Source organism: uncultured Phascolarctobacterium sp. (genome assembly GCF_902463975.1).
GTDB lineage: Bacteria > Bacillota > Negativicutes > Acidaminococcales > Acidaminococcaceae > Phascolarctobacterium_A.
On the sequence record NZ_CABQHJ010000026.1, the window covers coordinates 1 to 21,412 of the forward strand.

The 21,412-nt window shown below is 47.2% G+C and carries 24 protein-coding genes, 1 other RNA gene and 1 CRISPR repeat array; of the genes, 23 read left to right on the forward strand and 2 right to left on the reverse strand.

What is annotated here, in order from left to right; genetic code table 11:
• Window positions 1–319: 319 nt before the first annotated feature.
• Both RDW05_RS08210 and RDW05_RS08215 read right to left on the reverse strand, forming a co-directional pair.
• Window positions 320–517, reverse strand: coding sequence for a sigma factor-like helix-turn-helix DNA-binding protein (locus RDW05_RS08210; protein ID WP_307978618.1), 198 nt, complete (start codon window positions 515–517; stop codon window positions 320–322).
• Window positions 510–944 (reverse strand): hypothetical protein, encoded by a 435-nt coding sequence (locus RDW05_RS08215; protein WP_307978619.1) that lies wholly within the window; start codon window positions 942–944, stop codon window positions 510–512. The genes RDW05_RS08210 and RDW05_RS08215 overlap by 8 nt, the downstream gene beginning before the upstream one ends.
• A gap of 183 nt (window positions 945–1,127) precedes the next feature.
• Between RDW05_RS08215 and RDW05_RS08220 the strand changes: the two genes are divergently transcribed.
• The 23 genes from RDW05_RS08220 (at window position 1,128) to rnpB (ending at window position 21,350) form a co-directional block, all read left to right on the forward strand.
• Entirely contained in the window at window positions 1,128–1,448 is a 321-nt protein-coding gene (locus RDW05_RS08220; RefSeq protein WP_307978620.1) for a helix-turn-helix transcriptional regulator, read from the forward strand.
• A gap of 314 nt (window positions 1,449–1,762) precedes the next feature.
• Window positions 1,763–2,827, forward strand: a complete 1,065-nt coding sequence (locus RDW05_RS08225; RefSeq protein ID WP_374111026.1) for a DNA cytosine methyltransferase — start codon at window positions 1,763–1,765, stop codon at window positions 2,825–2,827.
• Window positions 2,828–2,952: 125 nt separating this feature from the next.
• Entirely contained in the window at window positions 2,953–4,839 is a 1,887-nt protein-coding gene (locus RDW05_RS08230; protein ID WP_307978623.1) for an AAA family ATPase, read from the forward strand.
• A gap of 5 nt (window positions 4,840–4,844) precedes the next feature.
• A complete protein-coding gene (locus RDW05_RS08235; RefSeq protein WP_307978624.1) occupies window positions 4,845–6,101 on the forward strand; it encodes an LlaJI family restriction endonuclease in 1,257 nt (418 codons plus the stop codon).
• A complete protein-coding gene (locus RDW05_RS08240) occupies window positions 6,085–6,516 on the forward strand; it encodes a very short patch repair endonuclease (RefSeq protein WP_293722032.1) in 432 nt (143 codons plus the stop codon). The genes RDW05_RS08235 and RDW05_RS08240 overlap by 17 nt, the downstream gene beginning before the upstream one ends.
• Before the next feature lie 607 nt (window positions 6,517–7,123).
• Window positions 7,124–7,450: a CRISPR direct-repeat array (repeat unit 35 nt; unit sequence GTTACAAAACCGCAAGCGGTAATCTGGCCTTCAAC).
• Window positions 7,451–8,053: 603 nt separating this feature from the next.
• Window positions 8,054–8,881, forward strand: a complete 828-nt coding sequence (locus tag RDW05_RS08245; RefSeq protein WP_307978625.1) for an Rpn family recombination-promoting nuclease/putative transposase — start codon at window positions 8,054–8,056, stop codon at window positions 8,879–8,881.
• Window positions 8,882–8,993: 112 nt separating this feature from the next.
• Entirely contained in the window at window positions 8,994–9,548 is a 555-nt protein-coding gene (locus tag RDW05_RS08250; RefSeq protein ID WP_307978627.1) for a GDSL-type esterase/lipase family protein, read from the forward strand.
• A gap of 93 nt (window positions 9,549–9,641) precedes the next feature.
• Window positions 9,642–9,995 (forward strand): YlxM family DNA-binding protein, encoded by a 354-nt coding sequence (ylxM, locus tag RDW05_RS08255; protein WP_009145932.1) that lies wholly within the window; start codon window positions 9,642–9,644, stop codon window positions 9,993–9,995.
• Between the two features lie 5 nt (window positions 9,996–10,000).
• A complete protein-coding gene (gene ffh / locus RDW05_RS08260; RefSeq protein WP_307978628.1) occupies window positions 10,001–11,347 on the forward strand; it encodes a signal recognition particle protein in 1,347 nt (448 codons plus the stop codon).
• A gap of 51 nt (window positions 11,348–11,398) precedes the next feature.
• Entirely contained in the window at window positions 11,399–11,671 is a 273-nt protein-coding gene (gene rpsP, locus RDW05_RS08265; RefSeq protein WP_009145930.1) for a 30S ribosomal protein S16, read from the forward strand.
• A gap of 20 nt (window positions 11,672–11,691) precedes the next feature.
• A complete protein-coding gene (locus RDW05_RS08270) occupies window positions 11,692–11,919 on the forward strand; it encodes a KH domain-containing protein (protein ID WP_009145929.1) in 228 nt (75 codons plus the stop codon).
• Between the two features lie 19 nt (window positions 11,920–11,938).
• The gene (locus tag RDW05_RS08275) at window positions 11,939–12,343 is read left to right on the forward strand and encodes a YlqD family protein (RefSeq protein ID WP_021719181.1); all 405 of its coding nucleotides are present in this window, start codon (window positions 11,939–11,941) and stop codon (window positions 12,341–12,343) included.
• A gap of 3 nt (window positions 12,344–12,346) precedes the next feature.
• Window positions 12,347–12,850: a ribosome maturation factor RimM gene (gene rimM / locus RDW05_RS08280; RefSeq protein ID WP_009145927.1), complete on the forward strand. Its 504-nt coding sequence runs from the start codon at window positions 12,347–12,349 to the stop codon at window positions 12,848–12,850.
• Window positions 12,847–13,668 (forward strand): tRNA (guanosine(37)-N1)-methyltransferase TrmD, encoded by an 822-nt coding sequence (gene trmD, locus RDW05_RS08285; RefSeq protein WP_021719180.1) that lies wholly within the window; start codon window positions 12,847–12,849, stop codon window positions 13,666–13,668. Before rimM ends, trmD begins: the two co-directional genes overlap by 4 nt.
• A complete protein-coding gene (locus RDW05_RS08290) occupies window positions 13,661–14,275 on the forward strand; it encodes an RNA methyltransferase (protein WP_307978630.1) in 615 nt (204 codons plus the stop codon). Before trmD ends, RDW05_RS08290 begins: the two co-directional genes overlap by 8 nt.
• Window positions 14,276–14,364: 89 nt before the next feature.
• Complete coding sequence (rplS, locus tag RDW05_RS08295) at window positions 14,365–14,706, forward strand: 50S ribosomal protein L19 (protein WP_009145924.1); 342 nt, start codon at window positions 14,365–14,367, stop codon at window positions 14,704–14,706.
• Between the two features lie 192 nt (window positions 14,707–14,898).
• Window positions 14,899–15,471 (forward strand): signal peptidase I, encoded by a 573-nt coding sequence (gene lepB / locus RDW05_RS08300; protein WP_009145923.1) that lies wholly within the window; start codon window positions 14,899–14,901, stop codon window positions 15,469–15,471.
• The gene (gene ylqF, locus RDW05_RS08305; RefSeq protein WP_303707007.1) at window positions 15,468–16,328 is read left to right on the forward strand and encodes a ribosome biogenesis GTPase YlqF; all 861 of its coding nucleotides are present in this window, start codon (window positions 15,468–15,470) and stop codon (window positions 16,326–16,328) included. The genes lepB and ylqF overlap by 4 nt, the downstream gene beginning before the upstream one ends.
• 65 nt (window positions 16,329–16,393) lie before the next feature.
• Complete coding sequence (locus RDW05_RS08310) at window positions 16,394–17,233, forward strand: ribonuclease HII (RefSeq protein ID WP_374111027.1); 840 nt, start codon at window positions 16,394–16,396, stop codon at window positions 17,231–17,233.
• Entirely contained in the window at window positions 17,211–17,582 is a 372-nt protein-coding gene (locus RDW05_RS08315; protein ID WP_307978633.1) for a YraN family protein, read from the forward strand. Before RDW05_RS08310 ends, RDW05_RS08315 begins: the two co-directional genes overlap by 23 nt.
• Window positions 17,583–17,601: 19 nt before the next feature.
• Entirely contained in the window at window positions 17,602–19,122 is a 1,521-nt protein-coding gene (locus RDW05_RS08320; RefSeq protein WP_307978634.1) for a YifB family Mg chelatase-like AAA ATPase, read from the forward strand.
• Window positions 19,123–19,213: 91 nt separating this feature from the next.
• Window positions 19,214–20,821 (forward strand): AAA-like domain-containing protein, encoded by a 1,608-nt coding sequence (locus RDW05_RS08325; protein WP_307978636.1) that lies wholly within the window; start codon window positions 19,214–19,216, stop codon window positions 20,819–20,821.
• A 176-nt stretch (window positions 20,822–20,997) separates the two neighbouring features.
• Window positions 20,998–21,350, forward strand: an RNA gene (gene rnpB, locus RDW05_RS08330) — RNase P RNA component class A.
• Window positions 21,351–21,412: the final 62 nt, after the last annotated feature.

A 21,412-nucleotide genomic window follows, 5' to 3' on the forward strand; every position in this document is an offset into this window, starting at 1 on the left:
GCCAAAACCCTAATCCTTGACAAAAAGAAAAGGCGCAAGCCCCACTTCCTTGACAAAAAGAAAAGGCTGAATCCCATTTACTTGACAAAATTAGAAAGTAAAATCCCAAATCCTTGACAGTATTCTTTTTTTTAGCATTAAGAGATAGGATACCCTAAATGAGTAGTTTTAGCTTTGCTTTGGACACTTGTTTTTGCTTAGCCCCCTGTTTTGGACAGTTCTCTTTTGGTGAAACCCCAAAACCTGGACACTTTTGTTTTTTAGCAGCACTGCAATATAAAAAGCGTTCCACCCAAAGCTGGGCAGAACGCCTTAAAGGTTAAGCTAATGCTTTTTTCAGTTTGTCCAGTGCCATTGTTTTATACCGGCGTACTGTTCTTGCGTCGCAGCCCATCATAAGAGCCGTTTCTTCCTGCGTAAACATGCAGTTATAGCAATAGCCCAGGACAATTTTTTCCTTGTCGTTAAGGCTTGCATACGCCTGCTTATAAGCCATCTTGAAGGTTGGCTTATCCATAATATCCGATGATGTTCAGGATATCCTCAAAAGCCAGCTCATCGTTGTATGTATTGCGGTCGGTGGCTGCGTGTACCAGCTCAAAGTGCAGATAGCTGCGGATAAGTCCGGGTAAATGCTCAAAGTCATCGTCGTCATATCTTTTGATAAGCTCCAGAAAGATAACCCAGGCAATGCTTACAGCATCTTCGCCTAAGCGGTCAATGATGCTTGGCCAGTGGCTTTCCCTGAGTACAAGAGGCTTAAATGCTTCGCAGAGTGCTTCAATGGCTTTGTCATCGAAGGCCTGTGCTGCAAGTACAAGCTCCTTGAGCTCTTTAGGAGTGTAGCGGATAAAGGTACAGGTTTGGTTTGCTTCTGCTGCCTGATTGTCGGGCAGAGCTTCAGGAAGATTAAGCTCTTCGCTGTCGCTTTGGTTGTTTTGCATTTCGATAATGACCATATCCTTTCTGTGGCGGTCTGGTGGCCGCAAATATCTTGACTTGCATCAAGAGTGATGGGGTTATTGTAGCACAGAAAATTATAAAGATTGTCAAAAAGGACAGAAGTGGCCTCTTTTGGCGTTAAAATAAAATTATGTAATACGCTATCCTAGTGAGGAGGCGGTTACGTGGAAAGGTATAACGAACGTATTTTATTGGCCAACGTGATTGGCGAATGTATTAAATCTTTGGAGCTGGACAAGGGGATAAATCAGCAGGAGCTGGCGTTGCGGTCGGGAATACCTTTGCGGTCGCTGCGGAGAATTGAAAGGGGTGAGGTGAGCGTGAATGTGTATTCTTTGCGTCAGGTGGTGCTTGCGCTTGGTGAGGAGATGACGGAGTTTTGGAGGATTGTGGAAAATAATATGGAGGTGATGGGAGAGGAGTTTCCAAAGGTGCGCAAGAGGCTTGCGGATAAAGTGTTGAGGGATAGGGATAATAAAAAATAATAAAATGGATTTTATTAGGCGTAAATGAAAGGGTGATGCCTACGTAGAACGTGCGAATTTTGCTTTATGACAAAAAATTTGTTTCCTTTTTTTGACAAAAATTGTATAATAGACATGTAACTCCCCCCCGGGGACAAAATTCGGGCGGTAGTTCCAATGCCATTCCAACCTCCGGGGCTGGGGAAATTTGATGCAAATTTTCTCAGCCTTGGGGGTTTTTGTTTTGCCTTAAAACAGATTCCTTGCTTGAGAATTCTTTGCTACTAGCAAGGGAGGTAGCATAGTGTTGCTTGCAGCATTATGCGTATAAATTTATGATTTTTCGCTTAGGTGAATTGTTCTGCGGTCCGGGAGGACTTGCATATGGCGCAACACACGCCGATATCGGAAACACTGATTTTAAAATTGTACATGCATGGGCAAATGATTATGATAGGTCTACCTGTGATACTTATATTCACAATATTTGCCCTGATGCGCCTGACAGCGTTATGTGTGGGGACGTAAGAAAACTTGATTTAGATGCAACAACTCCGATTGATGCACTCGCTTTCGGTTTCCCATGCAACGACTTTTCAGTAGTTGGCGAACAAAAAGGTTTTGACGGTACCTTCGGGCCGCTCTATACATACGGTATCAAAATCTTAAAGATTCATCAGCCTCAGTGGTTTCTTGCCGAAAATGTTGGTGGTTTAAGAAGCGCCAATGAAGGCAAAGCATTCAAAAAGATTCTTCAAGATATGAAAGATGCGGGATATAAGATTTATCCGCATTTGTACAAATTTGAAGATTACGGCGTACCGCAAGCAAGACATAGAATGATTATCGTAGGCATCCGAGAAGATTTGCCGTTTGAGTTCAAAGTTCCTTCTCCGAAACCCTACGAAAATATTGATAACACTTGCAAAACTGCCTTGGAATGTCCGCCTATTCCGGAAGATGCTTGCAATAACGAGCTTACAAAACAATCAGCCAAAGTTGTTGAAAGATTGAGCTATATTAAACCTGGCGAAAATGCTTTTACAGCAGATTTGCCGGAAGAGCTTAAATTGAAAGTAAAAGGTGCTAAAATCAGCCAAATTTACAAGCGCTTAGATCCGTCAAAACCTGCCTATACTGTTACAGGCTCCGGTGGTGGCGGTACTCATATCTATCACTATTCGGAGAACAGAGCGCTTACCAACAGAGAACGCGCAAGATTGCAAACTTTCCCTGACAATTATGAATTCCAAGGTCCGAAAGAATCTGTACGCAGACAAATCGGTATGGCAGTTCCTTGTCGTGGCGCGCAAATTATTTTTGAAGCAATTCTTAAGACGTTTGCAAATATTGACTATCCTTTTGTAGAGGCTAATCAAAGCACAGATTTAGATAAATAGTCTTTTAGGAAATGGTGAATATGATAGATGACATTTTAATTGAAAACCTCAGCGCAGAAGAACATCAAGCCTTAGTTTGCATGTATTATGCGAAATTACCTAGTTCTGACCCCAGAAGTAAAAAGATGAAAGATGACTTTGCTGTTTTAGAATCTTTCTTTGGCAAAACATTTTACACATATAGAAATTACAGAGATGCTTATGACTATTTTTTCGATTCTAACGGAAGAAAAGGTTGGGAACGCGAAAGTGTAGATGGCATAGGTATTGCTCATAAAGCTGTCTATGAAAAGTACAAAGACTATGACGTCGATATACTGGAAAAGGCTGTTGAAAAAATTATTGCTATGTATGCTCGTAACTGCAATAAGAACTATGATAATCTTGTTTCTTTGAAATGTATTCAACCTGATGTTGCTCATGCAGTGCTTAGCCGTGAGCCTGTAATAACAATAAGCGATATCTACACCTTAGCAGACAAACTTACTCTGAATAACACCGTCTTTTTGACGCTTGGTGGCGATAGGGGAAATTCCGAAGTAGATTGGGAACCGGGTTTCCGAGCTATTGCTCATGTAGTTAAAGCGCCCTACGGACATGGTTACAGAAGCGAAGCAAAATATTTTAAGATTGATATAAAACTGGATGTAGTTTTGCCGGAAGCTATGACAAGAAATGATTTTCTTGATTATAAGAGTGCATGGAATGTAACCTTCATTGGTCCGGAACTTAAAAGAGATCCGACGCAAGCTGTCGGTTCAATAACCTATAATGAAGCTGTTGCCGTTGTAAGATGCGCATTGGACAGATTCCCTGAAGTTAAAGACAGTTTAGAGAAGATTTTCTCAACAACATTTATGAATAAGGTTTACGGACCTACCGAAAAATTACTTTCTGTAATGGTTAATCATGGTGAAACAGATGAAGCAGCTTTATGCAGAAAATTAAACTCTAATTTGATTAAAACACAAACGGCGGATGATTTTACGTTTTTTGCAGAAAATGTTCTGTTTTACGGCGTTCCCGGTTGCGGCAAAAGCTATTCGGTAGAGCAAAGGTACGAAAGCCAAATAACTTACAAGCAATGCAAAGTGCGCGTTGTCTTTCATCCGGATTACACTTATTCCGACTTTGTTGGCCAGGTAATGCCTGTACTGGAAAAAGTAAAAAAGAATGACGGCACGGAAGAAGAAAAATTGCAATATAAATTCGTTCCCGGTCCGTTTACACGTATTTTAGATGTTGCTTATGCAAATCATCAAGAAAAATGTTTGCTTATTATCGAGGAATTGAACCGTGGTAACGCACCTGCAATCTTTGGTGAAATCTTCCAATTGCTTGACAGAAACGACGATGGTAGCAGTAAATATGCTATCTATAACAGTGATATCGCCAATGAAGTGCATAAAGACAAACTTTGTCCTATAAAACTTCCCCCCAACCTCACCATCGTCGCCACCATGAACACCTCCGACCAAAACGTATTCACCATGGACACTGCCTTCCAACGCCGCTGGCAGATGGAGCACATCCCCAATAAATTCGACTTCAAAACCGCTCACGTCAATAAACATCTCCCCAACAGCAAAATCAGCTGGGGCGCATTCGCCCAGATCGTCAACAAAAAAATGCACACCGTCAATTCCGGCTTCGGCAGTACGGACGACAAAAGCCTTGGCGTATACTTCGCCACGGACAACGATTTGGACAATGCAAAGCGCTTTGCAGAAAAGGTGCTCAAATACCTGTGGGACGATGCCTTTAAGCTGGGCAGGCAGGCGCTTTTCAGTAACTGCAGCGAAGGCCTGTCATCCGTGATTGAAGCCTACGAAGAGGCCAAGGGTGATCCGCTGGAGGCTGTGCTGCTGCAGGAAATCTACAAGGAAATGCAGGATGAAATGGCAAAAGCAGAACGCAAAGCAGCAGAAGAAGCACAGAATGAACAGTCCGGTGAAGAACCGGCAGATGATGCGGAGAATGAACCGGCTGAAACACCGGCAGACGAGGAGTGAGCAGCTTGCTCAAGGACAGATGCCATATAAACACCAATAGAGAAGCGGACACCTTCGTCGGACTGGAATTTGACGGCAAGGATTACAAGGTTTCCTTTCCGCTAGGCTATGCCATAGCCAACGAGGATAATGACAAGCTGCTGCGCGAGGATTTGCTGCTGCTGTTCCACACGCTTGCTCTCTACAGCAACCAGCAGGACAGCAAAAGCGGCTTTGTGCATAACAAAAACGCAGCGACCGACACGCCGCTGTACGCCTATATCTACATCATCCAGGACTTTGTCACCCGAGGCTACTACAAGGAAGGCATTGTAGAATATGCATCCTCCAAGCGCGGTAAAATCCATTGGAACCGCACAATCAAGCAGAAGAAGCCGGTTATTCAGGACACAGATGTCTATTATCTGGACTTTATCACGAAGAAGAACGTTATCAACGAAAATGACCTGATAACCTTGATTCATCAATACTGCGTCTATCTGAGCTTCATCCGCTTCGGTTGGCTGTTCACTGACTATAAGCCACCTAAGCCGCAAATCCTATTCCATCGTCAATGGTTCAGTGCTGCGCTGCAGGAAAAGCTTTGCCGCACCTTCAATGATGCCAACAAAACGCTCTTTGCCAATATGCTGAAGATCATCAACAACGAGCCTGACGAGGGCATTAAGCATACCAGCTTTACCTTTGGCACGAACAGATTTGAATACGCCTGGGAAAAGATGATTGACACAGTCTTCGGCATCAGCGACAAGCAACGCTACTTCCCGAAAACGAAGTGGAAGCTATTAGGCAGCAATAGGGAGTACGATAATTCCCAGCTGGAGCCTGATACGATTATGCTGCACAACAATAATATTTACGTACTTGATGCAAAGTATTATAAGTACGGTGCCACAAAAAATCCTTTTGATCTGCCCAAATCATCGTCAATCAACAAGCAAATCACTTATGGTGAATATATTGATGCGCAGGCGGACCTCAAAAATCCGGACAGCGTTATCTACAACGCCTTCCTCATGCCATTTGACAAAAACGAATGGGCAGGGGAGAACGCAGGCACGCTGCATTATGCAGGTGAGGCTGTGGCGCTGTGGAAGGAAAACAAGAGCGAGGGCAGGGACAAGGAATACGAGCATATTCAGGGCGTTCTGCTGGACGTGAAGCATTTGATGCAGATTGCCGAAAAGCGTTCGGAAACCGATATTCGGCAATTGGCAGAAATCATCGAGGAGCATTGCCGCGATTATGGACAAGCTGACTAAGGAACAACGCCACAAAAACATGCAGGCCATCCGCAGCAGGGACACCAGAATAGAAATCCTCCTGCGTAAGGCACTGTGGCACGAGGGCATACGCTACCGCAAGAATTACAAGGTGTGCAGCTGCCATCCTGATATCGTCATCACTAAGTACAGAATTGCAGTTTTTTGCGATGGGGAATTCTGGCATGGAAAAAGTTTGGAGCGCTACGATGTAGCGACTAACGTCAAATTTTGGCACGAGAAAATCAAGCGTAATGTGGAGCGTGACCTTGAAAACACCATTGAACTGCGCGACAACGGCTGGATTGTGCTGCGCTTCTGGGAAACGGAAATCAAAAAGCACCTTGACGATTGCGTGGCAGAAGTAAAGCGTTGTATAGAAGTGAGAAGAGCTATCGCTACAAAATTAATATGAAACACCAACACTAAAGGCGTTCTACCTGACTGAGGTAGAACGCCTTATTTTTATCTAACACAATATATTTTTACGCAAACGAAAAGACCTGAGGTCCGCAAGAATAGGGACTTCAGGTCTTTTTTTTTGTACAAAACCGCAAGCGGTAATCAGGTACCCCCTTCCGTCTGCTCACTGCGTTCGCAGCCACCTTCCCCAAGGTGCAGGCAAGAAGTCAGGTTTAAAGCTGACTTACCTTGGTTCCCCCTTGGGGGAACTGTCGCCGTAGGCGACTAAAGGGGGTGCTAAAAGCTTCGGTAGCAGAAAGCCTCTCTGAGGAGGGGAGAGGGGGAATGATAGCAAGAGTAAAGACAGCAAACCCCTCTCAGTCACCCTGACGGGCGCCAGCTCCCCCCAAGGGGAGCCTCTTAGTGTCGCTTTGCGCTAACATACAAAACCGCAAGCGGTGGTGGTCATTGGCACAACCCTTCCGTCTGCTCGCAAAGCTCGCAGCCACCTCCCCTGTCAGGGGAGATATAAAAAGGTTTGCGATTTGGCAAACCTTAAAATTATCGCTTAACTTTATATGCTCCCTGCAAGGGAGCTGGCATCGCCGCAGGCGATGACTGAGGGTTGTTTTAAAGCGGTAATCAGGCCTTCAACTCGCTGTTGCAAGTTGTTAATGAGTAATGACCGTGAAATGGTTACAAAACCGCAAGCGGTAATCTGGCCTTCAACATGGGATTATGCACTTGAGAGACATACAATATTATATGAGTTGTTACAAAACCGCAAGCGGTAATCTGGCCTTCAACGGCATTTATCCCAGAAAAGATCAACTGATCAATTGTTACAAAACCGCAAGCGGTAATCTGGCCTTCAACGATGTGCAAGTATCCAATAATGGAATCAGTCTGAAAGTTACAAAACCGCAAGCGGTAATCTGGCCTTCAACCCTGTGGCTCGCACACGGCTCACAGAGCGGGCTTAAAGCCCTACAATGGAAAATCAAAACGCTGTTCATAGCAAAAACAGCAAAAATGCTCACAAGAGCGGTACATTTACGCCTCCGTCAAAAGCAAAACGCGCCTGGCGCAAGCCTTACAGCATTTTGGCAAACCGTTTGCCTCCTGTAATAAATTTACTATAACACATCGAACAGAATTTGACAAGCACTTTCTGCAAATCCGCCTATATTATACGCATTACAGCACCTATATTTAATATATGAAAAAGTATTTGCAAACAAAATTAAAGCTATCAAAAAATTAGCACAGCAGTTGTCGAGGGTGTTTCCTGCATGTAGAGTAGAGCGTCATGCAAAGCAAATTCACCGTGCGCCACTCCAAGCTTTCGGAAGCAGAGGTGCGTGAGCTGGCGTCCTCCAGAAAAATATTTAGCAAATTTTCATACTATTCTTGACGTTATCGCGACTATCTGATAATATAAATCCATAAGATTTTGCACACCTGCCTGGAGCACGGTCACTGCAGCGTCACGAACGCCTTATGTATTATTGAGTAGTACATAAGGCGTTTTTTTGAAGGGAGTTGAACGAATGGTAAATCTGAGAGAAGATACCAGAGAATCTATTGCCAAATTAACTTTAATGGATGACATTTTCATGAACAAGGTCTTTGAAAATGATACGGAGCGTACAGCGTTGTTGTTGCGAATTATCTTAAATAATGATAAGATAAAGGTAATAAAAGCAGTAACGCAGCAGAAGCTGAAAAACCTGTCAGGATATGACCTGCATCTGGACATTCTGGCGCAGGAAGAAAACGGCAGGCTTTTCAATGTAGAAGTACAGAACCGCAGTAGTGGCGCTGCAGCACGCAGAGCACGCTATCATCTGAGCCTGTTGGACGCTCACAGCCTGCCAAAGGGTGAAGTATACCAAAGGCTACCTGATAATTACGTTATCTTTATCACGCAGTATGACGTGCTGAAGGGCGGGTTACCGATATATCACATCAGTAGAAAAATAGAAGAAAACAATGCAGCTTTTGCTGATGGTTCGCACATCATCTATGTAAATAATAAAATTCAGGATAACACACCACTTGGCCGTCTGATGCACGATTTCAACTGTAGTAATCCGAATGATATGTATTATCCGGAATTAGCAGAAAAGGCAAGATATTTTAAGAAAACAGAAAAGGGGTTGACGAACATGGGCGATGTATTTGAAAAATTACTTGCAAAGAGAGAAAAAGAAGCTGCTATGAAAGCTGCGAAAAAAGCAGCGGAAGAAGCACAAGCAAACAAAGTCGAGCTTGCCAAAGGCCTTCTGGCTGACGGTATGAGTATCGAATTCACTGTGCGTCACTCCAAGCTTTCGGAAGCAGAGGTGCGTGAGCTGGCGTCCAAGCTGACAGCATAAGAGCACATAAAACTCAAGGCGTTCTACCGAACTGCGGTAGAACGCCTTTACTATTCTGGTGCCATCTATGCTATAATAATATGTAGAAAAAACAACGTGAGGAGCGATTATCATGAAATACGTTGCCTGTTACGGCGATTCTCTGGTGCAGGGCTTTCCCTTCGGCCCACGTTATTCCTGGACCGCTCAGGTGGAAAAGCTGACGCAGATTAAAATGCTCAATTACGGCGTCTGCGGTGATTGCTGCGACGATATCATCTACCGCATGCGCCAGTATGCACTGCCGGAATATGTGCATCACGTTCTCTTCCTCGGCGGTGCCAACGATATTCTGCAGGGGCGCCGCCTTGAGGATATCAGCCGCGATTATAAGCGTGTGCTGCAGTGGTGCGAGGAAAAGCACTACAGTCTGTGCGTAGTGCTGCCGTTCATCAGTACGGAGCAGGCGCTCAATCGTCAGCTGCTGAACCTGCGGCAGGAGGCAGAGCATATCTGCGGCGGTAAGGCCTTCCTGCTGGATTTGCAGCCTGCCATCGGCATGGACGCCGGAGCACGCTTCAAGGCCTACGTTGACGGTATTCATCCCAAATCGCAGACGTATGAGGCGATGGGGAATTACGCAGCGCCGCGGATCTGGCAATGGCTGAAGGAAGAAAAAGAGGCTTAAAAAATTTTTTTAAGGTGACAAGTAAAAATACTTGACAAGCATCGCTTTATGCTTTATACTTACATAGTCGACTAAATTTCGAGAGGGATAAAAATGTCAGCAGAAGAAATTTTTGCGCAGCGTATGCGCTTAGGCAGGCTCTTTGATATTTACGGCGGACTTCTGACAGCTAAGCAGAAGCAATGCCTGGGACTGTATTTCTATGACGACTTGTCTCTGAGCGAGATTTCGGAGGAGCTGGGCGTTTCGCGTCAGGCTGTCCACGACCTGCTCAAGCGTGTTGAGCAGCTGCTAGAACGATATGAAGCATCACTGAAGGTGCTGAGCCGCGAGGAGGAGCTGCATGCTAAGCTGCAGCAGGCAATAGATTTGCTGGCAACTCCGGATGAGGCAAAAAAAGACGAGGCCGTGCAAATGCTGAAAGAGCTTTGCAGTGAAGGTAGGTAGATAGAATGGCATTTGAAAGTTTATCTGAAAGATTACAAAATGCATTAAAGATGTTCCGTGGCAACGGCAAGCTGACTGAGGAAGATTTAAAGGCTCCTATGCGCGAAGTGCGTATGGCGCTTTTGGAGGCCGACGTTAACTTCAAGGTTGTTAAGGACTTTGTAGCCAAGGTTAAAGAGCGTGCTGTTGGTGAAGCGATTGGCGAAGGCCTGAATCCGCATCAGCAGATTATCAAGATAGTTAATGAAGAACTGATTGAGCTTTTGGGCGGTACCCAAAGCAAGCTCACTGTTGCTCCCAAACCGCCGACAGTTATTATGCTGGTTGGTCTGCAGGGCGCAGGTAAAACCACTACCGCCGGCAAGCTGGCCAACTACCTGAAGCGCAAGCACAAAAAACCGCTTTTGGTTGCAGGCGACGTTTACCGTCCTGCTGCTATTACCCAGCTGCAGGTTTTGGGCGAGCAGCTGAATGTGCCGGTATTTACTCTGGGCGACAAGGTTTCTCCTGTAGAGATTGCCCAAAAGGCCATGGAAAAAGCACATAGCCTGGCATGCGATACGGTAATCATCGATACCGCAGGCCGCTTACATATAAATGAAGAGCTGATGAAGGAGCTGCGCAACATTAAAGGCGCTGTTCATCCTCAGGAAATTCTGCTGGTTGTAGATGCTATGACCGGTCAGGACGCAGTAACTGTTGCCGAGAGCTTTGACAAGGAATTGGGCATTGACGGCCTGATTGTTACCAAGCTCGACGGCGATGCCCGCGGTGGTGCGGTGCTTTCCGTAAAGGCTGTTACCGGCAAGCCGGTTAAATTAATCGGTCTTGGCGAAAAGTTGGATGCTTTGGAGCCCTTCCATCCGGATCGTATGGCTTCCCGTATTCTGGGCATGGGCGATATCCTGACTCTGGTAGAAAAAATCCAGTCTACAACTGACCTCGCCAAGGCATTGGAGATGGAGAAAAAGCTGCGTAAGGACGAATTCACCTTAGAGCAGTTCCTGGACCAGATGCAGCAGGTTAAAAAGCTGGGTTCTCTGGAAACCATCTTAGGCTTAATCCCCGGCATGGGCGGCATCAGCCAGAAGCTGAAGGAAGCTAATGTGGACGAAAAGGAATTCGACCGCATTGAAGCAATTATCCGTTCCATGACCAAGAAGGAAAGACAAAAACCCGAAATCATCAACGGCAGCCGTCGTAAACGTATCGCTGCAGGCTGCGGCATGCGTGTACAGGATGTCAACAAGCTTCTGAAGAACTTCGAAGAAAGCAAGAAGATGATGAAGCGTATGCAGGGTATGGCAAAGTTTGCTTCCAAAGGCGGCTTCAAGCTGCCGTTTGGCAGATAATAAAGAAAGTTCCATGTTGTGAGATATTAATTTAAGGAGGTGAAAATCAACATGGCAGTTAAAATCCGTTTAAAACGTATGGGCGCTAAAAAAGCTCCTTTCTATCGTATTGTTGTTGCAGACGCTCGTTCTCCTCGTGATGGTCGTTTCATCGAATCCATCGGTTACTACGATTCCACCGTTCAACCGGCTAGCGTAAAAATCGATGCTGAGAAAGCTATCGACTGGATGAACAAAGGCGCTCAACCGACCGATACCGTTAAAAACCTGTTCAGCAAGGATGGTATCATGAAAAAATTTGCTGAAGCTAAAGCAGCAAAATAATTTGAGGGGGCGTGATCTACATGAAGGAATTGGTAGAAGTTATGGCCAAATCTCTTGTAAATGATCCCTCTGCAGTAGTAGTGGAGGAGGAGACCACCGGTACAACAACGGTGCTTCGCCTCCATGTTGCTTCTGAAGATATGGGTAAGGTTATTGGAAAACAGGGCCGTATCGCAAAAGCTATCAGAACTGTTATGAAAGCAGTAGCAACCCGTGAAAATGTGAAAGTCATTGTCGAAATTATTTGATTGAGGATGGTATATCGCTATGGATAAAATGATCGTTAGGGTTCCCGTCGCTGTTAAAGCAAAAGTTACTGAAGATTTAAAGTTGAAAATTGTTGGAGATCTCCAAAATACCATAAAGAATATGGAGCTTGATCTGGAACAATTCGAGTTCCAGGCTAAAAAAGCATTGCATCAGGCTGCCAGCGATTTGAGCGTGCTTCCGGCTTTGCGCGAACAAATTGACATCGAAAGAAATAAGCGTACTGCTGCCAAACAAGAAGCAGAGGCTAAGCTGAAAAGAGCGGAAGCTCTGGAGCTGGGCGCTGAAATTGGTCATGGTACCCTGGAGCGTACTGTAGAAATTACCGTAGGCACCAATATCGATACCCTGATGGGCGCAGAAATCCTTACCGAAGACGGTAAGATTATCGCTTTCCGCGAATAATCCATGGAAAACCAAATAGTTATTGGCAAAATTGTCGCTCCGCACGGTGTGCGGGGCGATATTCGTATATTGCCGTTAACCGATAAGCCGGAACAATTTTTAGACCTGGATTATCTGCTGCTGCCGGACGGACGCAAGCTGACCGTTAAAGCAGCACGCTTTCATAAAAGAATGGTGCTGGTGACCACCGCCGAAATCAAAAGCATGAACGAGTCCGAGCTGCTGCGCGGTATGGAGGTAAGCATTAACGCTGAAGACCTGCCTGAGCTGGAGGAAGGACGCTTCTATGTTGCTGATCTCATCGGCCTGCCTGTTTATGACGAGCAGGGCGAGCAAATCGGCACCTTTAAGGATGCACTGAGCACCGGCAGCAACGATGTTTATGTTATCGCTGTCCCCGGACAGAAGGATTACCTGCTGCCTGCACTGAAGAAATATGTCAAGGAAATCAATCTGGCAGAAAAGCGCATTGTCGTGGAGCTGCCGGAATGGGTTGAGGCAGAATGAAGTTTTTATTTGTAACCTTATTTCCCGAACAGATTGAGCAGGCCGCAAGCCATAGCATTCTGCAGCGCGCTGCCTCCAAGGGCCTGATTGAGGTGAGCTGCATCAATCCGCGCGATTTTACGCATGACGTGCATCGCACGGTGGATGATTCTCCCTTCGGCGGCGGCGCCGGCATGGTGCTGAAGCCGGAGCCGATGGTGGCAGCCATTCGCAAGGCGAAGGAGCAGCTGCCGAACGCCCGCGTTATTGCGATGTGCCCGGGAGGACGCACGCTCAAACAGAGTATTGTCGAGGAATATGCCCACAGCGGACAGGATTTTATCTTCGTCTGTGGTCATTACGAGGGCTTTGACGAGCGCATCTTCCATTGGGTTGATGAAAAGCTGTCTATTGGCGATTATGTGCTCACCGGCGGCGAAATGCCTGCCATTATCGTGATGGATGCAATTTCCCGCTTTATTCCCGGCGTATTGGGCAAGATTGAAAGTGCGGAGGAGGATTCCTTCAGCACCGGTCTTCTGGAATACCCGCAGTACACCCGTCCGGTGAACTTTGAGGGCATGGAGGTGCCTGAGGTGCTGCGCAGCGGCAACCATGCGCTGATTAACAGCTGGCGCCTGAAGCAGTCGCTCAAGGCAACGCTCGCTCTGCGTCCCGACCTTTTGAGTGCGGAGCAGAAGGAGCTTTTGACAGGCCGCTTGCCCTATAAAATGAAAAAATCGGAGCGCCGCTTCTATGAGGAGCTGCGTGCCGAAATAGCTGCCGAGCAGGAAAAACGCGCAAGCGCCGAGGTGAAGGAGGATGAGGCGAATGGCTGATTTATATGTTGGCCTGGTCCATTATCCTATCTACAACAAGCGCATGAATGTTATCGCCGGCGCGGTGACTAACTTTGATATCCACGATATTTCGCGTACCTGCCGCACCTACAACGTGCAGGGCTATTACATCATCCATCCGCTGGAGGTCCAGAAGCAGATTATCGACAAGATACTTTCCTACTGGCAGGAGGGCTATGGCAAGGTGTATAACCCCGACCGTGCCGACGCGCTGAGCCGCGTGCTGTGGCAGCCTGATATCGCAAGTGCGGTGCAGACGATAGCAGAGCGCACAGGCAAGCAACCTTACGTTGTCACTACGGATGCACGCATTTATCCCAACACCGTTTCCTACAGCTTTATGCGCAAGCAGCTGCAGGAGGGTGACAGACCGGTGCTGCTTTTGTTCGGCACAGGCTTTGGCATCGAGGCGGAAACTATGGCCAAATTTGATTATATTCTGGAGCCTGTTTACGGCCCCTGCGACTATAATCATCTTTGCGTGCGCAGTGCCGCCGCCATTATTCTGGACAGGCTTGCAGGCGAGGCCTGGTGGGAAAAAAATAAAGAAAAATGCAAGAAATTATACACTTTTCTCTTGCATTAATTGTTTGTCTATGATACAATTTACGTTGTGTAATACGGACGGTCCGCTGTGGAGTTCGCACATGAACGTCTATGATTTAGGAGGAAACTATGAACATTATTGAAGTACTGGAACAAGAACAACTTCGTTCCGACATCCCTGAGTTTAAAGCAGGCGACACCGTTAAAGTTTATTGCAAAATCGTCGAGGGTACCCGCGAGCGCGTTCAGCTGTTTGAAGGCGTTGTAATTTCCCGCAGTGGCTCCGGCGTTCGTGAAAACTTCACCGTTCGTCGTATTTCCTACGGCGTTGGCGTAGAAAGAACTTTCCCGGTTCACAGCCCGCGTATTGAGAAAATCGTTGTAGCACGCGTTGGTATCGTTCGCCGTGCTAAACTGTATTATCTGCGCAAACTGACTGGTAAAGCTGCTCGTATCAGAGAAAAACGCTAATCAATCTTTGTTTATAGTAAAAGGGACTGTAGTAGTACGGTCCCTTTTATTACGTTATGAAGCATTTATGCTTTAAAATAAAGCAAATTTACAATTATGTCATAACTGAAGCTGCAATCTATGCTACAATATATCTATATTATTGTAGTTAAAAATCCGGCCTGTGCCGGCAATAGAGAGGAGGCTCATTAGTTGAGCAAGAAAAGTGAAACCTCCTGGCAGGATTCTGCCAGTGACTGGCTTGTTTCGATTATTATTGCGGTTGCACTGGCATTCTGCATCCGCACCTTTTTGGTAGAGCCTTACATGGTAGAAGGCTCCTCTATGTATCCTACTCTGGTAAATCATGAGCGTCTTGTCGTTGATAAGCTGAGCTACTTTGTTACCGACCCGAAGAAGGGCGAAATCGTAGTCTTCCGCTTCCCCAAGGACCAGACGCGTGACTTTATCAAGCGTGTTATCGCAGTTGGCGGTGACACTGTGGAAATGCAGCAGGGCAAGGTATTTGTCAACGGCAAGCAGCTGAACGAAACCTATATCTACCACAATGACCCGAAGGGCAAAAATATTTCCGATTACCGCAAGGTAGTTGTTCCTAAGGATACCATCTTTGTATTGGGTGATAACCGTAATAACTCTGAGGACAGCCGTTTTGCCGATGTTGGCTTTGTGCCGCTGAAGCTTGTTAAGGGACGTGCGCTGGTTGCCTTCTGGCCGCTGGACAAGATGCGCGTGCTGAAGGCTGATACGGGTATGGGCGAATGATGCTGGAGGATTTTAAGATTCAGTGGTTCCCCGGCCATATGACCAAGGCGAAGCGCATGATGGAAAGCCAGATTAAGCTGGTTGACGTTGTTGTGGAGATGCTGGACGCACGTATTCCGCGCTCAAGTACCAACCCCATGCTGCAGGATATCCTTGGCAGCAAGCCGAAGGTTATCGCACTGAACAAGATTGATATGGCAGACAAGGCCCAGACTGATGTGTGGCTTGAAAAAATCAAGCACAGCGGTCTGCCTGTGTGCAAGATTGACTGCGCTACCGGTAAGGGCGTTAAGCAGCTTATCAGTGCAGTTCAGCTGGCTGCGAAGCCGGTGATTGATAAATGGCTGAAGAAGGGCGTGCGCAACCGTCCCGTCCGCGTTATGATTGTAGGTATTCCGAACGTCGGCAAGTCTACCCTGATTAACCGCCTCGTAGGCAAGAACAAGGTAATGGCTGCCGATAAGCCGGGTGTAACACGCGGACAGCAGTGGGTAACGATTGCCAAGGGCTTAGAGCTTTTGGATACGCCTGGTGTGCTCTGGCCTAAGTTTGAGGACCCGTCGGTGGGCTTTGCGCTTGCTGTGACCGGTGCCATCAAGGAGGATGTATTCGACAGGGAGCAGGCCGTAGAGCTGCTGCTTGATCTGTTGATACGCAAATATCCTCAGGATTTGCAAACTAAATATGCAGTAAGCCTCGAGCAGGGTGATGATGTTAACGCCGTTATGGCGAAGATTGCCGTTGCCAGAGGTTGTCTGAAGTCTGGTGGACTGCTGGACCTTGATAAGGTTATTCAGCTTGTACTCAGAGACTTCCGAGCAGGACGTTTAGGGCGGTTTACAATCGACGAGCCTTGATTTGTCGTGCCATAAAAACCGCCGCGAGGCGGTTTTTCTTTATGCAGAAATAAATGTTAAGGGGGATACAGAAGATGAATATTACCGAAATCAAGGAGCTGCTGACAGGCGAGCCGACTGCGGAGCAGCTGGCGACACTGGCAGCGGATGAGCGCAAGGGAGTACAGAAGCTGCTGGCAGCATACCATAAGCGTCTGGAGAAGGCGGCGGTGGAGAAGGAGCGCTTCACGGCGATGCTGAAATTGGAACGCGAGCTGTATGCTGAAGGCTACGAGCTGATTGCCGGTGTTGATGAGGCAGGACGCGGACCGCTGGCAGGACCTCTGGTTATCGCTGCCGTTGTTCTGCCCAAGGATGTGTTTATCAGCGGGCTGAACGATTCCAAGCAGCTTTCCGCTGCCAAACGCGATATGCTGTATAACGAGGTTATGGCCAAGGCGCTGGATATCGAGGTAAACATCGTCAGTGTCAGCAATATTGATGAGCTGAATATCTATGCCGCTACGCAGCAGGGCATGGCGCAGGTGCTGGAAAACCTGCACTGCCGTCCGCAGGCAGCGCTGATTGACGCAATGCCGGTGAAGGTTCCCGGTATGAAAATTGAATCCGTGGTGCACGGTGATGCGCTGAGCGCTTCTATTGCCGCTGCTTCCATTATTGCGAAGGTTACCCGTGACCGCATCATGGAGCGCCTTGATCTTGTTTATCCTGCCTACGGCTTTGCGCATAACAAGGGCTATGGCAGCGGCGCGCATATGCAGGCTGTGAGCGAGCAGGGAGCCACACGCTGGCACCGCCGCAGCTTTGAGCCTGTGAAGAGCATGCAGCTGCCGCCGGTGGCTGCTGAGGAAAATATCCTCTATGCTCCGCAGACTGATAACTATGAGTACCCCGTCGAGGAGTAGTCTTGGGAAATACGGCGAAGATTTTGCCTGCCGCTATCTGCAAAATATGGGTTATAAAATATTGACCCGCAACTTTCGCTGTCACCGTTATGGTGAGATTGATATTATTGCTGAAAAAAAGGGCTGTATAAGCTTCATAGAGGTCAAGACGCGTGCTTCTACCCGGTTCGGCAGACCGATAGAGGCAGTGACACTGGCAAAGCAAAGAAAAATTCATCGCTGCGCTGAATATTATCTCCAATGCAATGGTTTGCTGGAGCGGCCGCCGGTGCTTTCCTTTGATGTAGTAGAAATTATCATTGAAAGCACTGCGGCTATCAGTATCAATCATTGGCCGCACTGCTTTTAAAAGAAATGGAGTGTTGATAATGTTTGCACAAATTCTTGGCGAAACAACCTGTGGTATTGATGGTGTACAAATTGTGGTAGAGGTGGACGTAAGCAACGGCATGCCCAACTTCGACCTGGTAGGCCTGCCGGCGATGGCCGTGCGCGAATCTAAGGAGCGCGTGAAGGCCGCGCTGCGCAATTCCAATTATCCCTTCCCGATGACGCGTATTACGGTCAATCTGGCGCCTGCAGATTTGCGTAAGGAGGGCAGTGGCCTTGATCTGCCGATTGCCGTCGGCCTTATGACCTGCGGCAGAATCCTGGATACGGATAAGCTGGAGAACAAGGTTTTCATTGGCGAGCTGTCACTGGACGGAAGAATCCGCAAGGTTTCCGGCGTGCTTTCCATGATTATGGACGACAAGAAGTGCGGGGCGCAGGAGGTGTTTATTCCGCAGGCCAACGCTGCGGAGGGCAAGCTGATTCAGGGTATCAAGGTATATACGGTGGCGACCTTAAAGGAGCTGGTGGAGCACCTGCAGGGCAAGAACACGCTGACGCCCCTGCCGAAGGAAAATATTCTGCAGAACAATAATAAGATTTATCATGTGGATTTTGCTGACGTCAAAGGACAGCTCGTGGCGCGCAGAGCCTTGGAAATTGCCGCCGCCGGTGGTCACAGTATCCTGATGGTGGGCTCTCCGGGCTGCGGCAAGACGATGCTGGCGCGCCGCTTGGTAACGATTCTGCCGCCGATGACGGAGGCAGAGGCGCTGGAGGTAACCAAGATTTACAGTATTGTGGGACTCTTGCCGCAGGCCGACAGCGTGATGCTGGAGCGCCCCTTCCGCAGTCCGCATCACAGCATCAGCGGCAGCGCGCTTCTGGGCGGTGGCAGTACACCACGCCCGGGTGAGGTTACTTTGGCACATAACGGCGTACTCTTTTTGGACGAGCTGCCGGAATTTGAACGCGCTACGCTGGAGATGCTGCGTCAGCCGCTGGAGGATGGCGAGGTGAGCATTTCGCGCGTCAGGGCGGCGATGACCTTTCCAAGCAAGTTTATTTTGTGCGCAGCTCAAAATCCATGTCCATGCGGCTATCTCGGCGATTCTGTGCACCGCTGTTCCTGTAAACAATCGGAAATTGACAGCTACCGCCGCAAGATTTCCGGTCCCTTGATGGACAGAATTGATATGCAGATTAATCTGAGCAGGGTGGAATTCAGTGAGCTGAAAACGAAGGAAAAGGGTGAATCCTCTGCTGCCATCCGCGAACGCGTGGTGAAGGCAAGATTAGTGCAGCAGGAGCGCTTGGAGGCAGTTGGCATTCATTGTAATGCGCAGATGGGACGGAGCGAGGTTGTTAAATATTGCCAGCTGGACGCGGCGGCGCAGAATGTTATGGAGCGCTACTTTAATATGCTCAACCTCAGTGCCCGCAGCCATGACCGCATTCTGAAGGTGGCACGCACGATTGCCGACCTTGCGGGCAGCGAGAACATTGAGGCGGTGCATCTGGCGGAGGCTATTCAGCTGCGCACCAGCGTGCGTCCGTAAGGAGCAGAGAAGTCTTGTGTAGCTGCAAGATATGCTTTTCTTGGCAAATATGCTATAATTTAAGAAGAAATATTTGAAGCAAGGAGATGGAATGATGCGTAAGACCTTTAATACGACAGCTGTTTGCATACCCGGCGAGCATTATATGGTTGATATCAGTGGACGACTGCAAAAGATTAAAGAAATGATTGCTACAAAAAAGTATTTCACCATCAACAGAGCACGCCAGTATGGTAAGACAACAACGCTGCAGGCACTTTTCGGCTATCTGCAAAGTGAATATTACACCGTCTTGCTGGACTTTCAAACCTTTGATGCTTCTAAATTTAAGGACGGCAATATATTTTCTATTGCTTTCGCAGGCTCTTTTTTGCATGCGCTGAAGCGTAACCGCCTGTCGGAAAATACAGCCTTGGAAAAGGCCTGTGCGGATTTGAAAAATGCCGCTGTAATCAGTAACAGTATTTTCAGTCTGAAGGAGCTTTTTGAATGCCTGAGAGATATCTGTGCAGCGAGCGATAAACCGATTGTTTTAATGATTGATGAGGTGGACAGTGCTTCCAATAATCAGGTGTTTTTAGATTTTTTGGCACAGCTCAGGGCGCAATATATCGAACGTGCCTGGCAGCCTGCGTTTCAATCTGTTATTCTTGCCGGAGTATATGACATCAAAAATCTTAAACAAAAGCTGCGTGCCGATGAAGAGCATAAATATAACAGTCCTTGGAACATAGCGGCGGATTTTACGATAGACATGAGCTTTTCACAAGTCGAGATTGCTGCTATGCTTAATGAATATGCCAAGGATTACGGACTTGCTTTTGATACCAAGGTCTTTGCAGGCTGGATTTACGATTATACGGCAGGCTATCCGTTTTTGGTTTCCAGATTGTGCCAGCTGCTCGACGAAAAGGTTTGCTTAATGCCGGAATATGCTTCTAAAAAAGCTGCCTGGACCAAGGATGGCTTTAATGCGGCAGTACGCTTGCTTTTGCAGGAGAAAAATACCCTGTTTGAATCCTTGATAGGGAAGCTGCACGCCTACCCCAAGCTGAACCGGATGCTGAAGGCAGTGCTTTTCTCCGGCAATATGTATCCTTACAGCGCCGATGAAGTAGCTATTGATATGGCTACGATGTTTGGCTTTATAAAAAATAAAGACGGGTATGTAGCGATTGCCAACAGAATTTTTGAAACCAGACTCTATAATTATTATCTGGCGGAGGATGAGCTGCAGAAGAATGAGCTTTACAAAGCATCTCTTCAGGATAAGAATCAGTTTATAACTAATGGCAGACTGGATATGGAGCTGGTGCTCCAAAAATTCATTGTGCATTTTAATGATGTTTTCGGTTCGTGTGATGAGCGCTTTCTGGAGGAGGAGGGAAGAAAGTACTTTTTGCTGTACTTGCGTCCTATAATCAACGGAACCGGCAACTATTATATCGAAGCGCGTACAAGGGATTTATGCAGAACAGATGTGATAGTTGATTATAATGGTGAGCAGTATATTATCGAAATGAAAATTTGGCGCGGAAGCGAATATAATAATCGCGGTGAAAGCCAATTAGCTGCTTATCTTGATGCTTATCATACCAAGGTTGGCTATCTGCTGAGCTTTAGCTTTAACAAAAATAAGCAGGCAGGAGTACAGCGGATCAATGTAGGGGATAAGGTTATCATTGAGGCAGTAGTTTAAGTTTGGTCTTGTAACGCTCTGCGTATTACTGACGGTAGTACGCAGGGCGCTTTTGCTTGTTAAGCAGTTGAACATCTATATATAACCATTTCAGCTTCATTTCAGTTATACCTGCGACAATAAAACTGCAGCCGCTGGTATTGACTAAGCGGAAATAATATGCTAAAATCTACAGTTGAGTACGAAAGATGATCGCGGCTGGCTTTAAGCCAGATGAGGAAAGTCCGAGCTCCACAGGGCAGGATGCCGGATAACGTCCGGCGAGGGTGACCTCAGGGATAGTGCCACAGAAATGTGTACCGCCTGCATTTGCAGGTAAGGGTGGAACGGTGCGGTAAGAGCGCACCAGCGGTCTGGTAACAGGCTGGCTAGGTAAACCCCATCCGGAGCAAGACCAAATAGGGGAGGGATGAAGCTGCCCGCTGAGCCTTCCGGGTTGTGTCGCTTGAGCTTGCAGGTAACTGTAAGACTAGATAAATGATCATCACCGCTTCGCGGAACAGAACTCGGCTTATTGAGTACTCATACCTTGCAAAACGGCTGCCTATAGGCAGCCTTTTTTGTCTGATTTTATTTTGGCAGATTTTTTAG

Excerpts from the sequence above, each read along its gene's own strand:
- ylqF (WP_303707007.1), top strand. The coding sequence starts at position 15,468 with ATGATGCTGGAGGATTTTAAGATTCAGTGGTTCCCCGGCCATATGACC.
- RDW05_RS08275 (WP_021719181.1), top strand. The coding sequence starts at position 11,939 with ATGGATAAAATGATCGTTAGGGTTCCCGTCGCTGTTAAAGCAAAAGTT.
- RDW05_RS08215 (WP_307978619.1), bottom strand. The coding sequence starts at position 944 with ATGCAAAACAACCAAAGCGACAGCGAAGAGCTTAATCTTCCTGAAGCT.
- ylxM (WP_009145932.1), top strand. The coding sequence starts at position 9,642 with ATGTCAGCAGAAGAAATTTTTGCGCAGCGTATGCGCTTAGGCAGGCTC.
- RDW05_RS08225 (WP_374111026.1), top strand. The coding sequence starts at position 1,763 with ATGATTTTTCGCTTAGGTGAATTGTTCTGCGGTCCGGGAGGACTTGCA.
- RDW05_RS08210 (WP_307978618.1), bottom strand. The coding sequence starts at position 517 with ATGGATAAGCCAACCTTCAAGATGGCTTATAAGCAGGCGTATGCAAGC.
- RDW05_RS08270 (WP_009145929.1), top strand. The coding sequence starts at position 11,692 with ATGAAGGAATTGGTAGAAGTTATGGCCAAATCTCTTGTAAATGATCCC.
- RDW05_RS08320 (WP_307978634.1), top strand. The coding sequence starts at position 17,602 with ATGTTTGCACAAATTCTTGGCGAAACAACCTGTGGTATTGATGGTGTA.
- ffh (WP_307978628.1), top strand. The coding sequence starts at position 10,001 with ATGGCATTTGAAAGTTTATCTGAAAGATTACAAAATGCATTAAAGATG.
- rplS (WP_009145924.1), top strand. The coding sequence starts at position 14,365 with ATGAACATTATTGAAGTACTGGAACAAGAACAACTTCGTTCCGACATC.
- RDW05_RS08315 (WP_307978633.1), top strand. The coding sequence starts at position 17,211 with ATGAGTACCCCGTCGAGGAGTAGTCTTGGGAAATACGGCGAAGATTTT.
- RDW05_RS08290 (WP_307978630.1), top strand. The coding sequence starts at position 13,661 with ATGGCTGATTTATATGTTGGCCTGGTCCATTATCCTATCTACAACAAG.
- RDW05_RS08250 (WP_307978627.1), top strand. The coding sequence starts at position 8,994 with ATGAAATACGTTGCCTGTTACGGCGATTCTCTGGTGCAGGGCTTTCCC.
- RDW05_RS08245 (WP_307978625.1), top strand. The coding sequence starts at position 8,054 with ATGGTAAATCTGAGAGAAGATACCAGAGAATCTATTGCCAAATTAACT.
- rimM (WP_009145927.1), top strand. The coding sequence starts at position 12,347 with ATGGAAAACCAAATAGTTATTGGCAAAATTGTCGCTCCGCACGGTGTG.
- rpsP (WP_009145930.1), top strand. The coding sequence starts at position 11,399 with ATGGCAGTTAAAATCCGTTTAAAACGTATGGGCGCTAAAAAAGCTCCT.
- RDW05_RS08325 (WP_307978636.1), top strand. The coding sequence starts at position 19,214 with ATGATGCGTAAGACCTTTAATACGACAGCTGTTTGCATACCCGGCGAG.
- RDW05_RS08230 (WP_307978623.1), top strand. The coding sequence starts at position 2,953 with ATGAAAGATGACTTTGCTGTTTTAGAATCTTTCTTTGGCAAAACATTT.
- trmD (WP_021719180.1), top strand. The coding sequence starts at position 12,847 with ATGAAGTTTTTATTTGTAACCTTATTTCCCGAACAGATTGAGCAGGCC.
- RDW05_RS08240 (WP_293722032.1), top strand. The coding sequence starts at position 6,085 with ATGGACAAGCTGACTAAGGAACAACGCCACAAAAACATGCAGGCCATC.